This window comes from Halomonas sp. BDJS001 (assembly GCF_026104355.1).
Classification (GTDB): Bacteria; Pseudomonadota; Gammaproteobacteria; order Pseudomonadales; family Halomonadaceae; genus Vreelandella.
Genome location: NZ_CP110535.1, coordinates 2,290,426 through 2,305,888, shown reverse-complemented (window position 1 = coordinate 2,305,888; position 15,463 = coordinate 2,290,426). Strand labels below are relative to the sequence as shown.

12 protein-coding genes are annotated in these 15,463 nt (G+C 56.5%); 7 read left to right on the top strand and 5 right to left on the bottom strand.

Annotated elements, in window-relative coordinates:
• Nucleotide 1: 1 nt before the first annotated feature.
• The 4 genes from narJ to hemN all read right to left on the bottom strand — a co-directional run bounded on the left by narJ (nt 2) and on the right by hemN (nt 7,732).
• Nucleotides 2-823 carry a nitrate reductase molybdenum cofactor assembly chaperone gene (gene narJ, locus OM794_RS10535; RefSeq protein WP_226249903.1) on the bottom strand — a complete coding sequence of 274 codons (822 nt, stop codon included), beginning with the start codon at nt 821-823 and terminating at the stop codon, nt 2-4.
• Nucleotides 816-2,378, bottom strand: coding sequence for a nitrate reductase subunit beta (gene narH / locus OM794_RS10530; RefSeq protein WP_226249902.1), 1,563 nt, complete (start codon nt 2,376-2,378; stop codon nt 816-818). Before narH ends, narJ begins: the two co-directional genes overlap by 8 nt.
• Complete coding sequence (locus tag OM794_RS10525) at nt 2,375-6,172, bottom strand: nitrate reductase subunit alpha (RefSeq protein ID WP_226249901.1); 3,798 nt, start codon at nt 6,170-6,172, stop codon at nt 2,375-2,377. The genes narH and OM794_RS10525 overlap by 4 nt, the downstream gene beginning before the upstream one ends.
• Before the next feature lie 174 nt (nt 6,173-6,346).
• Nucleotides 6,347-7,732 carry an oxygen-independent coproporphyrinogen III oxidase gene (gene hemN, locus OM794_RS10520; RefSeq protein WP_226249900.1) on the bottom strand — a complete coding sequence of 462 codons (1,386 nt, stop codon included), beginning with the start codon at nt 7,730-7,732 and terminating at the stop codon, nt 6,347-6,349.
• Nucleotides 7,733-7,973: 241 nt separating this feature from the next.
• On the opposite strand from hemN, the gene ubiU reads away from it, so the two are divergent.
• From ubiU to OM794_RS10485, 7 genes are all read left to right on the top strand, one after another.
• A complete protein-coding gene (ubiU, locus tag OM794_RS10515) occupies nt 7,974-8,969 on the top strand; it encodes a ubiquinone anaerobic biosynthesis protein UbiU (RefSeq protein ID WP_226249899.1) in 996 nt (331 codons plus the stop codon).
• A 9-nt stretch (nt 8,970-8,978) separates the two neighbouring features.
• A complete protein-coding gene (locus OM794_RS10510) occupies nt 8,979-9,926 on the top strand; it encodes a U32 family peptidase (RefSeq protein WP_226249898.1) in 948 nt (315 codons plus the stop codon).
• A 146-nt stretch (nt 9,927-10,072) separates the two neighbouring features.
• The gene (locus OM794_RS10505; protein ID WP_265154576.1) at nt 10,073-11,815 is read left to right on the top strand and encodes a ribonucleoside triphosphate reductase; all 1,743 of its coding nucleotides are present in this window, start codon (nt 10,073-10,075) and stop codon (nt 11,813-11,815) included.
• A 44-nt stretch (nt 11,816-11,859) separates the two neighbouring features.
• The gene (gene nrdD, locus OM794_RS10500; RefSeq protein ID WP_264167897.1) at nt 11,860-12,024 is read left to right on the top strand and encodes an anaerobic ribonucleoside-triphosphate reductase; all 165 of its coding nucleotides are present in this window, start codon (nt 11,860-11,862) and stop codon (nt 12,022-12,024) included.
• A gap of 70 nt (nt 12,025-12,094) precedes the next feature.
• On the top strand, nt 12,095-12,844 hold the full coding sequence (locus OM794_RS10495; protein WP_226249897.1) for an anaerobic ribonucleoside-triphosphate reductase activating protein: 750 nt from the start codon (nt 12,095-12,097) through the stop codon (nt 12,842-12,844).
• Nucleotides 12,845-12,963: 119 nt separating this feature from the next.
• Nucleotides 12,964-13,410 carry an Rrf2 family transcriptional regulator gene (locus tag OM794_RS10490; RefSeq protein WP_226249896.1) on the top strand — a complete coding sequence of 149 codons (447 nt, stop codon included), beginning with the start codon at nt 12,964-12,966 and terminating at the stop codon, nt 13,408-13,410.
• Nucleotides 13,411-13,517: 107 nt separating this feature from the next.
• Nucleotides 13,518-13,994, top strand: coding sequence for a DUF4870 family protein (locus OM794_RS10485; protein WP_226249895.1), 477 nt, complete (start codon nt 13,518-13,520; stop codon nt 13,992-13,994).
• Between the two features lie 4 nt (nt 13,995-13,998).
• Here OM794_RS10485 and OM794_RS10480 read toward each other — a convergent pair whose 3' ends face one another.
• Nucleotides 13,999-15,210 (bottom strand): NnrS family protein, encoded by a 1,212-nt coding sequence (locus tag OM794_RS10480; protein WP_226249894.1) that lies wholly within the window; start codon nt 15,208-15,210, stop codon nt 13,999-14,001.
• Nucleotides 15,211-15,463: the final 253 nt, after the last annotated feature.

The window sequence follows — 15,463 nt, the reverse complement described above, 5'->3', positions numbered from 1 at the left end:
ATTAACGATCGGCGGAAGGAGCGGAAGGAGCGGAAGAGGCATTTAAAGACGGGGCAGGCATAATGCGCACCGGCTGGCTCTGAACGGTGTGTTTGCGCTCGGCCAAGCGGCGGCCTTCGGCAGACTGCAGCGCGCAGTCTTCGTCAGAGGTTGCCGAGAAGCGCACCGCTTCTTCTTCCCATACGGCGTCCAAGGCTTCGGGGGTGTTATCAGGCACTTCTTTCTTAACCTGGGGCCGATGCTCTTCGACATCGCCCTCGGCGCCGATTAACGCCAACAGTGACAGCGGTACCAGCGCGTGATCCGCTCCCCGTTCCTCCAGCCGCGCGGTCAGCAGCGCCAGAATATGGCGTATTTCGCCCAGCCAGCGGCCGATCTCGGCTTCATCGCACATTGAAAGGTATTCAAGAAATACCGGTAGATGATCGGGCAGTTCACGGGCATCCAGCTCAAAACCGGCCGCGCTGTACTCGGCCATAAGATCTACCATGGCCTGGCCACGGTCACGTGATTCACCGTGAACGTGCTCGAATAGCAGCAGCGACGTAGCTCGCCCCTTATCGAACATGGCGACGTACTCGGCCTGCAGTTCAAGCAGGTCACCCTCTTGGAGACGCTGACACCACTCCATAAGCGACGATTTGAGAGCCGCCCCCAGGCGGCGCTCGGCATTGAGAATTTCGATGAGCTCGCCGCTGGCATCCTGCAGTTCCTGGGTCGGGTAATCGAGCAGGCGGGCCAGTACGCGTAGGCTGCGCATACCCTGTAGCGGCTCGAACGACGGCTCTACCGGGGTCAGCGATTGGGTAGCGGCTTCAGTCATGACGAGACTCCTCAAGTTGTGGCTGCGGGTCGAAGACCTCTACCGGTTTCACCAACACGCTGGTCTGCTTACGGCCATTGAACAGGTTGGGCTGGCTCTCACCGTGGCAACCATCACCAAAGGTAAAGCCGCATCCTCCCCGTTCAGGGAAGGCTTCGGTGGCCATTTCCCGATGGCTGGTGGGGATCACAAACCGATCCTCGTAGTTGGCAATGGCCAGGTAGCGGTACATCTCCTCTACCTGGGCCACGCTCAGCCCCACGGCATCGAGCACTTCGGCGTTGGGGGCGCCCTCCACGTGTTTGCCACGCATGTAGACACGCATCGCCATCAAACGCTTGAGTGCCAACACTACGGGCTCCTCTTCACCGGCTGTCAACAGGTTAGCCAGGTACTTCACCGGGATACGCAGTGATTCGATCTTGGGCAGGATGCCATCGAACTCTACATGCCCCGCCTCAGCGGCGGACTGAATCGGCGACAGCGGCGGCACGTACCACACCATCGGCAGCGTGCGGTATTCCGGGTGCAGCGGCAGCGCCAACCCCCAGTCGATAGCCATCTTGTAGACCGGTGAGGCCTGGGCGGCTTTGATGACGTTATCCTGGATGCCATCCCGCTTGGCCTGGGCAATCACTTCCGGATCGTTAGGATCTAGGAAAATCTCGCACTGGCGGTGGTAGAGGTCACGCTCGTCAGGGGAGCTCGCCACTTCCTCGATACGATCAGCGTCATACAGCAGCACGCCGAGATAGCGAATGCGGCCCACACAGGTCTCGGAGCAGATGGTCGGCTGACCGGCCTCGATACGCGGGTAGCAGAAAATACACTTCTCGGACTTACCGCTTTTCCAGTTGTAGTAGATCTTCTTGTAGGGGCAGCCGGAGATACACATCCGCCAGCCACGGCACTTGTCCTGGTCGATTAGAACGATGCCATCCTCTTCCCGCTTGTAGATCGCACCGCTAGGGCAGGACGCCACACAGGTGGGATTCAAGCAGTGCTCGCAGAGGCGCGGCAGATACATCATGAAGGTGTTTTCGAACTGGCCGTAGATATCTGCCTGCACCTTGTCGAAGTTGGCGTCTTTGCGCCGCTTGGCGAACTCGGTGCCAAGGATCTCTTCCCAGTTGGGGCCCCATTCGATCTTTTTCATTCGCTGACCGGAAATCAGCGAGCGCGGGCGCGCTACCGGCTGGTGCTCGCCGATCTTGGCGGTATGCAGGTGTTGGTAGTCGAAAGTGAACGGCTCATAGTAGTCATCCATTTCAGGCAGGTCGGGGTTGGCGAAGATATTCGCCAGCACCCGCCATTTGCCACCAATACGCGGTTCAATCCGACCGTCGTTACGGCGCATCCATCCGCCCTTCCACTTGGCCTGGTTCTCCCACTCTTTGGGATAGCCGATACCGGGCTTGGTCTCGACATTGTTGAACCAGGCGTACTCCATACCTTCGCGACTGGTCCAGACATTTTTGCAGGTCACCGAACAGGTGTGGCAACCAATACACTTATCAAGGTTGAGAACCATGCCTACCTGGGAACGAATTTTCATTTCACGGCCTCCTGAGCACTGTTCTTCTGAACACTGTCATTGCCTTCACCATCCAGCCAGTCAACGTGTTTCATCTTGCGCACTAACACGAACTCATCGCGGTTTGAGCCGACGGTGCCGTAATAATTAAAACTGTAAGAGAGCTGCGCGTAGCCGCCGATCATATGGGTTGGCTTGGGGCAGACACGGGTGACCGAGTTGTGAATACCGCCCCGCGTGCCGGTGACCTCAGAGCCGGGGACGTTCACGTTGCGCTCCTGGGCGTGGTACATCATCACCATGCCCGCCTTGACCCGCTGGCTGACCACTGCTCGCGCAGCAATCGAGCCGTTGGCGTTGTAGACCTCGATCCAGTCGTTGTCCTCAATATCGATATCTGCCGCGTCCGCCTCGGAGAGCCACACCACCGGGCCGCCTCGGTTAAGCGTCAACATCAGCAGGTTGTCCGAGTAAGTGGAGTGGATGCCCCACTTCTGGTGCGGCGTGAGGAAGTTCAGCGCCTTGCTCTTGAAGCCGTTGTCGGCGGGAAGCTGGAAGCCTTTGGCCGCCTTGGTATCGATGGGAGGACGATAGACCAGCAGGCTTTCACCGAAAGCGCGCATCCAGGCATGATCCTGATAGAACTGCTGACGACCACTCACGGTGCGCCAAGGGATCAGCTCGTGAACGTTGGTGTAACCGGCGTTATAGGAGACATGCTCATCCTCAAGGCCAGACCAGGTCGGGCTTGAGATAATCTTGCGTGGCTGGGCGACGATATCGCGGAAGCGAATTTTCTCATCAAACTTAGGTCTCGCCAGGTGGGTGTGGTCACGCCCGGTAATTTTGGAGAGTGCATCCCACGCTTTTACTGCCACGGCGCCGTTGGTTTCCGGTGCCAGGGTCAGAATCATCTCGGCGGCATCGATGGCGCTGTCGATCAATGGACGCCCCTTATGCGGGCCATCCAGCTTGCGATGATTGAGTTTGCCCAGCAGCTCGACTTCAGCATCGGTATTCCAAGCGATGCCCTTGCCGCCGTTACCGATACTTTCCAGCAGCGGCCCTACGGAGGTGAAGCGCTCATAGGTTTCGGGATAGTTGCGCTTGACCTCAATCAGCGATGGCATGGTCTTGCCGGGAATCGGCGCGCATTCGCCCTTCTTCCAATCCATCACCGCCGGCTGGGCCAATTCTCCTGGCGAGTCGTGCTGCATCGGCAGCGTGACCAGGTCGGTCTCTTCGCCCAGGTGGCCTACACACACCTTGGAGAAAGCCTTGGCAATACCCTTGTAAATATCCCAGTCGCTGCGCGATTCCCAGGCCGGGTCGGTGGCGGCAGTCAAGGGGTGAATAAAGGGGTGCATGTCAGAAGTGTTAAGGTCGTCCTTCTCATACCAGGTCGCCGTAGGCAGCACGATATCCGAGTAGAGGCAGGTGGTGGACATGCGGAAATCCAGCGTCACCAGCAGGTCGAGCTTGCCTTCCGGCGCCTCGTCACGCCATACCACTTCTTCGGGCTTCTGGCCGCCGAAGTCGCCCAGATCTTTACCCTGAATACCGTGGCGAGTACCCAGCAGGTACTTGAGCATGTACTCATGGCCCTTACCGGAACTACCCAGCAGGTTTGAGCGCCAGATGAACATATTGCGCGGGAAGTTCTCTGGTGCATCCGGGTCTTCCGCGGCAAAGCGCAGTTCACCGCTCTTGAGCTGCTGAACGGCATAGTCGGCAGTGGACATACCCGCGGCTTCGGCTTTTTTGGCCAGGCGCAGCGGGTTAGTGTCCAGTTGTGGTGCTGACGGCAGCCAGCCCATGCGCTCAGCACGCACGTTAAAGTCAATCAGGCTACCGGGGTAATCCTCAGCCTTGGCCAACGGCGAAAGAATTTCTTTAATCTCGAGCTTTTCGTAGCGCCACTGGGAGGAGTGACTATAGAAGAAGGAAGTAGAGTTCATATGGCGCGGCGGGCGCTGCCAGTCGAGGCCAAAGGCCAAAGGCGTCCAGCCAGTCTGCGGACGCAGTTTTTCCTGCCCCACATAGTGGGCCCAGCCGCCACCGCTTTGGCCGATACAGCCGCACATGACCAGCATGTTGATCAGGCCGCGGTAGTTCATGTCCATGTGGTACCAGTGGTTCATACCGGCACCGACGATGATCATGCTACGGCCGTTGGTTTTATGGGCGTTGTCGGCAAATTCACGGGCAATGCGGGTGCACTGCTCTGCAGGGACACCGGTGATTTTTTCCTGCCACGCGGGGGTATAGGGGCGAATCTGGTCAAACGAGGTGGCGCCATCATCTTCGCCGTCGCCGACAAAGCCACGATCGATACCGTAGTTGGCACACATAAGATCAAAAACGGTGACCGCCAGCATTTCGCTGCCATCGGCTCTCTTCAAGCGTTTGGCGGGCAAATTGTGGAACAGCAGGTCGTCAGCCGCGCCGACACCCGCCCCTTTAACGTGCTCAAAGTGCTCGTGCTCGATACCGCCGAAGTAAGGGAACGCCACGCGCGCGACGCTATCGTGGTGGTTGGCCAGGCTTAGTAACGGCTTGATTTCAGTGCCTGCGGCGTCCAGCGATTCCAGGTTCCACTTGCCCACTTCGTCGCCAGTTTCGCCCCAGCGGAAACCGATGGAACCGCGTGGTACCACCAGCTGGTCACGGGTTTCGTCCCAGGCGACGGTTTTCCACTCAGGGTTGTTTTCCTGGCCCAGGGCAGCATCAAAATCACTCGCACGCAGTTGGCGACCCGGTGCGAAGCTGCCATCTTCCCGCGCTTCCAGTTCTACCAGGAACGGCATGTCGGTATAGCGGCGCACATAATCAGTAAAGTAAGCACTGGGGTTCTCAAGGTGGAATTCCTTGAGGATGACATGGCCCATGGCCATCGCCAGGGCGGCATCGGTGCCCTGTTTGGCGGAAAGCCACTCGTCGGTAAGTTTGGAGACTTCGGCATAATCCGGGGTGATCGAGACCGTCTTGGTACCCTTGTAACGTACTTCGGTAAAGAAGTGGGCGTCCGGGGTACGCGTCTGGGGCACGTTGGAGCCCCAGGCAATAATGTAGCCGGAGTTGTACCAGTCAGCAGACTCAGGTACGTCGGTCTGCTCGCCCCAGGTCATCGGTGAGGCTGGGGGCAAGTCGCAATACCAGTCGTAGAAGCTCATGCAGACGCCGCCAATCAGCGAGAGGTAGCGACTACCCGCGGCGTAGCTGACCATCGACATGGCAGGAATCGGCGAGAAGCCAATGATCCGGTCAGGGCCATACTGCTTGGCGGTGTAAACGTTAGAGGCAGCGACCAGCTCGTTGAGCTCGTCCCAGTTACCGCGAACGAAGCCGCCCATGCCGCGAGCACGCTTGTACTGTTTGGTTTTGGCGGGGTCTTCGACAATAGATGCCCAGGCATCTACCGGGTCTGGGTTAGCCTTGAGCGCTTCGCGCCATAGCGCCAGCAGCGGCTTGCGCACTAATGGATACTTCAGGCGATTGGCGCTGTACAGATACCAGGAGTAGCTGGCACCGCGGGGGCAGCCACGCGGTTCATGGTTAGGCAGGTCGGGGCGGGTACGGGGGTAGTCAGTCTGCTGGGTTTCCCAGGTAACCAAACCGTTCTTAACGTAGATCTTCCAGCTACAGGAGCCGGTGCAGTTCACCCCGTGGGTACTGCGTACTACCTTGTCGTGTTGCCAGCGGGCACGATAACTATCTTCCCACTGACGGGATTCGCTGCGTAGTTCACCGTGTTCGTTGGCAAAAGGCTCGCGGGACTTGCGGAAGAAATTCAGCCGATCTATGAAGTGACTCATGGTCGATCTCCAGGCTCCTCGGAAATTTGCATACCCGACAGTGCGGGTTCCATGGAGTGGATTCTGCGTGATCGACAAGCGAATTACTGCGTGATTACCTCCATATACACCCTATCTACCCCCAAGGTGATAGAGCGGCCAACGTAAAGGAATAGACGGTTGGCGCTGTTGAAATTACACCGTGCGCGAATAACGGTTTTCCGTTGGTTTCAGGTAGGCGTCGAACGCCATGGCCAGATTGCGGATCATCAATCGCCCTGAAGGCAGCACCTCGATTTCATGGTCGCGCAAAGCAATTAGTCCGTCGTCCGCCATCTCTTCGAGGCTCGCCAAGGCACTCGCGAAGTAGCTGCGAAAATCGATGTTGTGCCGGGCCTCGATAGCGGCAAATTCAAGTCGGCCGTGACACATCAGAGTATTAATGACATCGCGGCGCAGGCGGTCGTCATCGCTAAGGCGATAGCCACGGAAGACCGGTAAACGCCCTTCATCCAAGCGATGCTGATACTGGGCAGTTTCCTTGACGTTTTGGCTATAGGTATCGCCCACCTTGCCAATCGAGGTAATGCCCAGCCCAATCATGTCGCAGTCGGCGTGGGTAGAGTAACCCTGAAAATTGCGCTGCAGAGTGCCATTTTGCCGGGCCAGGCTCAGCTCGTCATTCGGAAGGGCGAAGTGATCCATGCCGATGTAGACATACCCTGCGGCCGTCAGGCGGTTAATCGTAAGCTCCAGCAGCTCCAGCTTGCGCTCGGGTGGCGGCATGTCTTCGGGGCGAATTAGCCGCTGAGCTTTAAACAGTTCGGGCAGATGGGCGTAGCTATAAGCGGCAATGCGATCCGGTTGCAGGTCAATAATCTTGGTTAGCGTCGTATCGAAACTCGCCACTGTCTGCAGTGGTAGACCGTAGATCAGGTCAACGCTGACCGATTCAAACCCCGCCTCGCGGGCAGCCTTGACCAGGGATACCACCTGCTCTTCACTCTGGACGCGATTGACCGCTTGCTGCACGTCGTGATCGAAGTCCTGAACCCCGAAGCTCAACCGATTGAAGCCCAGCGTGTAGAGCTCGTACACCTGTTCGGGGGTCACGGTGCGGGGGTCTACCTCCAGCGAGAATTCGCGCTCTTCAGGTGCAGCGAAGTGAAAAGCTTCGTCTAGCGCCGCCATCAGTTCGCTTAGCTGGGCGTTGCTTAAGTAGGTTGGGGTGCCGCCGCCCAAATGTAATTGGGTCATTTGCCGGGTGGTATCGAACAGCGCTCCCTGAACACGTATCTCCTGTTTTAACCACTGGAGGTATTCGGCGGCTCGCTCGGTATTATGAGTAATGATTTTGTTGCAGGCGCAGTAGTAGCACAGGCTTTTGCAGAACGGGATATGCACATAGACCGAAAGCGGCTTGGGTACTGCGACCCGATTACTGCGCTCGGCGGCGCTACGGTAATCATTCTCGGCAAACGCAGCATGAAACTGGGGCGCAGTGGGATAAGAAGTGTACCGCGGGCCTGGGCGGTCATATTTCTCTACCAGGGGGCGATTGAAGAGCAGTTCATCTTGCATGATAGAAAAAAGTCTCTGAAAAGGGGCTCTAAAAGAGGTCTCTGAAAAAGATCTCTGGAAGTGGGTGCAGCAAGCATTGGTTAATATTCATACAATATACGTTTTAAAAACTGCCTGCATCCAGCTTGCCTACTCTGCAGCGTTATCCTCTTTTGAAAGCCACCCCGATATGACCTGTGTCAAAAGCCGACAAAAAATAGGTGACTAAAATGCTCGGACTTTTCCCGCAAGGAGTCTCGCTATGGAGCTTGTATGTCCCGCTGGCAACCTGCCCGCCCTCAAGCGCGCTGTAGATGAAGGTGCCGACGCTGTCTATTTCGGTTTCCAGAACATCACCAACGCACGGCAATTCGCCGGGCTAAACTTTACCGACAAACGTGCCCGCGAGGGGATCGATTACGCCCACCGACATGGCAAACGCGTTTTTTGCGCCATTAATACCTATCCCCAGCCCGATGGCTGGCAACACTGGACTCGGGCCGTGGATCAGGCCGCCGAACTGGGCGTGGATGCGCTGATTCTCGCCGATATGGGACTGCTCGACTACGCTACTCGCCATCACCCCGAGATCTCGCGGCACCTTTCAGTGCAGGGTTCGGCGACCAGCCATGAAGCGCTTCGCTTTTACCACCAGCATTTCGGCATCAAGCGCGCCGTACTGCCACGGGTACTGTCAATCACTCAGGTACGCGACCTGGCAAAGCAAACACCGGTAGAACTGGAGGTGTTCGCTTTCGGCAGCCTGTGCATCATGGCCGAAGGACGCTGCTATCTCTCCTCCTACCTGACCGGCGAATCGCCCAATACCCGGGGCGTCTGCTCGCCAGCGGCCCATGTCCGTTGGGAAGAAACGCCTGATGGCTTAGAGTCGCGCCTTAACAATGTTCTTATCGACCGCTACGCCGAAGGCGAGCGCGCGGGCTACCCCACCCTATGCAAGGGTCGCTTCGAGGTGGCGGGCGAGACCTATCACGCCATCGAAGAACCCACCAGCCTCAATACCCTGGAGCTATTGCCGGAGCTGCGCGACCTGGGTATTAGCGCCGTCAAAATTGAAGGTCGTCAGCGCAGCCCCGCCTATGTCTCTAAAGTGGCCGGGATCTGGCGTCAGGCGCTCAACCGCTTAGAGGCTCAGCCTGAGCGCTTTGATCCAGACCCCGCCTGGATGGCCGGCCTTGCCGAGCTTTCCGAAGGTGCCATCACTACCCTAGGCGCCTACGAGCGCCGCTGGAAATAGGAGCCTACTATGCCGAACACCATACCTCCCGCATCACCGACCTCATCAACCGGCCCTCTTCAACTCTCCCTCGGGCCGGTGCTTTTTTACTGGACTCGGCAACGCTACGCCGACTTCTACCGCGAGGCAGCCGACTGGCCGGTAGAGATTATTACTCTGGGCGAAACCGTCTGCTCGCGGCGCCGCGATATGAAACTGGACGACTGGCTAGGCATTGGGCGCGAGCTCACCCAGGCGGGCAAGCAGGTAGTACTCGCCAGCCAGACACTGATCGAGTCCGAAGCCGACCTGCGTGACTTGCGCAAGCTGTGTGACAACGGTGATTTTATCGTCGAGGCCAATGACCAAAGCGCCCTGCAACGACTCTCCAGTGCCGGACTGCCTTTTATCGCCGGTGCTGCGCTCAACCTCTACAACCCGGCGACACTGGGCGTCATGGCACGTGCTGGAATGAAGCGCTGGCAAGCGCCGGTGGAAATGTCACAGCAAGACTTAACCAAGCTTATTCACGACTGCCACCAGGCAGGTGTTCCCCACCCATGTGAAGTATTCGCCTACGGGCATCTCCCCTTGGCCTGGTCGTCACGCTGTTTTACCGCCCGGCGCCACCAAACACCCAAAGACCGCTGCAAGTTCGTCTGCCAAAAATACCCCGAAGGCTTGGTGCTACGTTCACAAGAGTCCCGGGATGTTTTTACCCTGAACGGTATTCAAACCCTTTCCAGCGCCTGCCAGGACCTGCGCCATGAACTGACGGTCATGGCGGATATGGGGGTATCAGTGGCACGTCTCAGCCCACGGGCAGAAGGCATGGCCGAAGTGGTCACCGCTTTCGACCAGGCCCGCCTCGGCAGGTTAGCTACGCCCGACCCTTTATCACTGGTGGATGCTGAAATCTGCGACGGTTACTGGTATGGCCGACCGGGTATGGATAACACCCGCACGATGATTGGCTAAAGCCATAGTCTAGGCGCCACCACGCCTTACTATTTTTCCCCACCATTTTTGACCTGGATCATTTATTGCAAAATCCTGAACGCTTACCCTTTGACACCACATATAGTATTTATTTTTATCAAATCTAGCATATATAGGCGAATTGGGTGAAAAGCTCCACAAGCGTTCAGGTAGCAAAGCATCATATTGACGTCGCCTCGACGGTCAATGAGTACCTCCAGCGCGCCGACTGGCGTGTTCACGCCAATGCCAACCAGGGCTATTCATTGGGCGGTTTAATCCTCAACGTCTCGGGCAAGTTGATAGCCAACTACTGGCTCGATGAAATTTACCCCCACGCCGTGGGGGAAGCTCATAGGGAAGGTGATTTGCATATTCACGACCTGGATATGCTGTGCGGCTATTGCGCCGGCTGGTCGCTGCGTACTTTGCTGCTACAGGGATTCAATGGGGTGCCGGGACGAGCCGAAAGCAACCCGCCCCGCCACCTCTCAAGTGCCCTCGGGCAAATGGTTAATTTTCTTGGCACCTTGCAGAACGAGTGGGCCGGGGCACAAGCCTTCAGCTCTTTCGATACCTACCTGGCCCCCTACGTGCGCAAGGACGGCCTCACCTATGCACAGGTCAAGCAGGCGCTTCAGGAATTCATCTACAACCTCAATGTGCCTTCGCGCTGGGGTAGCCAGACGCCCTTCACCAACCTAACCTTCGACTGGGTTTGCCCCGACGACTTGCGCCAACAGGTACCGGTTATCGGTGGAGAGGAGCAGCCGTTCAGTTACGGCGAACTGCAGGTTGAAATGGACTTGATCAACCGGGCATATTTGGAAGTGATGGAGGCCGGTGACCGCCACGGGCGTGTGTTCACCTTCCCGATACCCACTTATAACATCACCCATGATTTCGACTGGGAAAGCGACAACGCCGAGCGGCTCTTCGCACTGACCGCCAAGTACGGCCTGCCCTACTTTCAAAACTTTCTAAATTCGGATCTGGAACCCCACATGGTGCGTTCCATGTGCTGCCGCCTGCAGCTTGATTTAAGTGAACTGCTCAAACGCGGCAACGGCCTGTTCGGCAGCGCGGAGCAAACCGGATCGTTGGGAGTAGTGACGATCAACTGCGCCCGGCTGGGTTACCGCTTTGCCGGCGACCGGGCCGGGCTGTTCAGTGAGCTGGATCGCCTACTGTCGCTCGGGCGCGATAGCCTCGAACTCAAGCGCGAGCGCATTCAGCAACTAATGGATCAGGGGCTCTACCCCTTTACCCAGCGCTACCTGGGCACGTTACGTAATCATTTCTCCACTCTGGGTGTGAATGGGCTTAACGAAATGGTGCGCAACTTTACTGGGGATCGCTGCGATATAGCCGACGCCCAAGGGCTGCAGCTGGCGCTGGATCTTCTTGACCACGTCCGGGAGCGGATGCGCGAATTTCAAGAACAGACCGGCCATATGTATAACCTTGAAGCTACTCCTGCAGAGGGCACCACTCACCGCTTTGCCCGGGAGGATCTGACTCGCTTTCCTGACATTCTTCAGGCCGGTACACCCGAGGCGCCCTACTACACCAATTCCAGCCAATTGCCGGTGGGCCATACCGATGATCCCTTTGAGGCACTGAGCCATCAAGACCCCTTACAGACTCGCTACACCGGTGGCACGGTATTGCATCTCTATATGCGCGAACGGATTACATCGGCCTCCGCCTGTCGCAAGCTGGTAAAAACGGCGCTCTCTCACTTTCGCTTACCCTACCTCACAGTGACACCCACCTTTTCGATCTGCCCGGTGCATGGCTACCTGGCGGGTGAACATGAGTTCTGCCCCAAGTGCGACGAAGCACTGTGGGCAAAAACGGCGAGCGCAATCGACGCCGCCACGGCTTGAGGCATTTGCCTCACTTTTTATCACCTCGTTTAAGGAACACGCTAATGCAAACCTCCCAATATGCTAGCTTGCCCACTGAGCAGCGCCAGCGCTGCGAAGTCTGGACCCGTGTCATGGGTTACCACCGCCCGGTAAGTCAGTTCAATATCGGCAAACGTGCCGAACACCAGGAGCGCCGCCATTTTACTGAAGCCGCCGTCTCTCGGTAGCTAGCCTTCACTTTTCTCTAACGACGGCTGGGGGGTCTGGCGACAGGCGCCCCAGCAGCGGGATCTCACTATGGCTATGCAGACGACACTTGACGACATCACAACTAAATTATCTTCGGCTCGGCTGCCGATTGCCGGCCTTGTGCCCATGACCACCCTGGATTATCCCGATCATCTGGCGTGCGTTGTCTTTCTCCAAGGCTGCCCGCTACGCTGCGGCTACTGCCACAATCCCAACATGATCCCGCCGCGGCGAGGTGAACCCCAGGAGTGGCAAGCGATACTGGAATTCCTGAGCACCCGGCAAGGCCTGCTGGAGGCGGTGGTTTTCAGCGGTGGTGAGCCCACCCTGAATGCCGATTTGTCCGATGCAGTAAAGGAAGTGAAAGCATTGGGCTTTAAGGTGGGACTACATACCGCCGGCCCTTATCCTGACCGCCTCACCCAGCTATTACCGCACCTCGACTGGGTGGGGCTGGATGTAAAAGGACGCGGAAAAGCGTTTGACCGCATCTGCGGCCGTCCCGGCATCTGGCAGTTGCATGCCCGTAGCTTGGAGGCTTTGCTCGACAGCGGACTCAATTTCGAGTGCCGTACCACCATTCACTGGAAAGATTTTCAACTTGCCGATGTGGAACGCCTGGCACTGAGTCTTGCCGACTGTGGGGTACGTCACTATGCGCTGCAGGTGGCCCGCAGCGAGCAATGCTTCGACCCTACCTATTCTCAGCCAGTTGCCAATACTCCATCTACAGCTCAGATGAATGCGCTGGTAAGCCGTTTGAAACCGCACTTTGACCAGCTCGAGCTAAGGCACTAACGCTTTCCTTCTTGACCTAGGCCAGTATTGGTACCCCCATGTTCTGATTGCAACTTACTGAACGTTCATACAACATGTTTCTTTTACAGTTGGATTACTCTCGGAGCAAAGCGCACTCCATGCATCTCACCCGATTCACCGATTATTCAATACGCGTATTGATCTTCCTCGCGGTAAAGGGAGAAGAGCGCTCAACCATCAATGAGATCGCAGAGACCTTTGATATTTCTCGTAATCACTTGATGAAAGTCGTTCAGGAACTGAGTCAGAAGAACTACGTTACCGCTATCCGGGGTAAGAATGGCGGCTTATTGCTTACACGTGACCCTGAGACAATCGTTCTGGGTAAGCTTGTGCGAGAAATGGAACATGGCATGGAGTTAGTAGAGTGTTTTCATAGCGATAACAACTGCATCATCACCCCTTCGTGTCGGCTACAGCCCATTCTAAACGAAGCATTGTCAGCGTTTCTGGAGGTGCTTGACCGCTATACCTTGGCAGATGTGTTGTCCAATCGTTACCCGCAGTTGGCAGGATTAATGCGTATCCCCACCGTCAATGTCTAACGATCACTTGGTTTGATCCCAGACAGGAAAGCCCTAACTAGTTGCACTACAATAGATGCATTAACAATACTTCTTAATGACTTCTACTTTGCCAAATGAGGTTCTGTATGGCTAACGCCCCATCATCCATGCCCTCCGCTTCCCAATCCGAAGCCACATCAACTACGGGCACCTTAAATGGCCTTAAGACAAGCCGCGGGCGAGGCACCGCTATCGTGGTTTATATGCTCTTTCTGGGTAGCGTGTTAGCTGTGGTCACCGCTCCCATTGGAGTGCTCATCGCCCATCTGAAAAAAAACGATGCAGAGGAGTGGGTTGCTTCCCATCTGCAGTTTCAGATTCGGACTTTCTGGTTAGGCGTACTTGGCGGGGTAGCGTTCACGGCTATTTGGCACTTACTGGGGTGGATTGGGTTACCGGCAATAGCCCCCTGGACATTGGGTTACCTCTATTTCACTGCCTGCCTGATTTGGATGGTGGGCCGTTGCGGGGTAGGCATCACTCACCTCACCAACAACCGCCCTTTGGCAAACCCACGCAGCCTTGCCTTTGGTGGTGCGCGGGTCACTCTCGCTGATCGTTAATACGTCAGCCATCCTGCCCGTCGACTCGCGCTTGCATCAGTGGCCATGTGTAGTGCATTAGAAATATGGCGTAGGCCACGCACCAGAAAATGATGCTCAGCGTATAAGTCCAGTGGGTAATCTGGGGAAATAACGCCAAGACGGGTGAACGCACCAAGGCGGCTAGTAGCATTAAGCCCAGCGCCACACCAATACCGGGCAAAGTGCGTATGGGGCGGCCAGTATGACCTAGCGAAACCCTGGCCATCATGGCCAGCATCATGGTGCCCATGCCACCAATCGTCAGGGCATGCACGGCAAGTTCAATACGCATCAGCCCCATGAGTGCCAAGACCCACATGACAAGCCCTAGCGGAATACAGGCGTAGCTGCCGTGCAGCCCCCAAAGTAAAGGTTCACGCCAGCTATGCAACCCACCCCAACGCGCCATGCGAACAGTGTTGGCCAACGCCGCTAAGAGCATCACTCCCCCCATTAATAAAGCAGGAATGGCAACCCCCAACATGGTGACCAGCTGCAGCACGACTACGCCAGCCGTACTCACCAGCGTCACTCCTTCGAGTAAAGCAATAGGTTCAGGTTTGGTGCGGCCCAAGCGATTGGCAGTGAACATGGCAATCACGCGCCCGCCCACTACGGTCATCATCAGTGTGATCAACAGTACGGCCAAGTAAGCGGCTTGGCGGATCAGCTCGGCGTCACCCTGCATCACCCCTAAGTGCATCGCCAGGTTAGCCGTGGCAAATAGCAACAGCACAGGTATAAAGATCAAGTTGCGCCACCGCTTTGCGGTAATGACCAGTCGCGCCATAACAATGGCGACCACGGGAAGAAATGCAAGGTCAACCGCCAGCAGCAGCCATCCTGGCAAATCCATGGGAAAAGCCATCAGCACTCTACCCAATAGCCATAACACCACCAGTCCCAATAGCGGCCCGCCGTTTAAGCTCGGCAATCCTGTCCAGTTTCGTACAGCGGTAAGCAAAAACCCTCCGATCACCGCTGCGGCAAAACCAAACAACATTTCATGCTGATGCCAGAACACCAGGCCGCCATAAGGGCGCAGCAAAATATTGCCATGCCAAAAGCCCAGCCATACCAGTAGAGATAAAATACTGAACAGCGCTGCCAACAGGAAAAAGGGCCGAAAAGCCAGCCGTAACAACGGCAGTTGCTTGAGCTTGGAGGCAGGTTGGGAGGAGGTGATAGTCGACATAGCATAATACCCCACTGAATTACTTGGATTTGCATTGTGCGCCAGGCCAATTACAAAAACCATGACAAGTATCAAAAATGCATCTTATAGACTCAGATAAGCTTCATCGTCGCTCGATACCAAGCGCTTTTGCACTGTATTAAGGCCTTGTTATTCAAATAGCTAGCAGCCCCTCTCCATAACAAGGCGCCTTCCTGGTTGGTATTTATAGTTTTTGACGTTAAGATGCATGTGTAATGAATCTTAACGATTG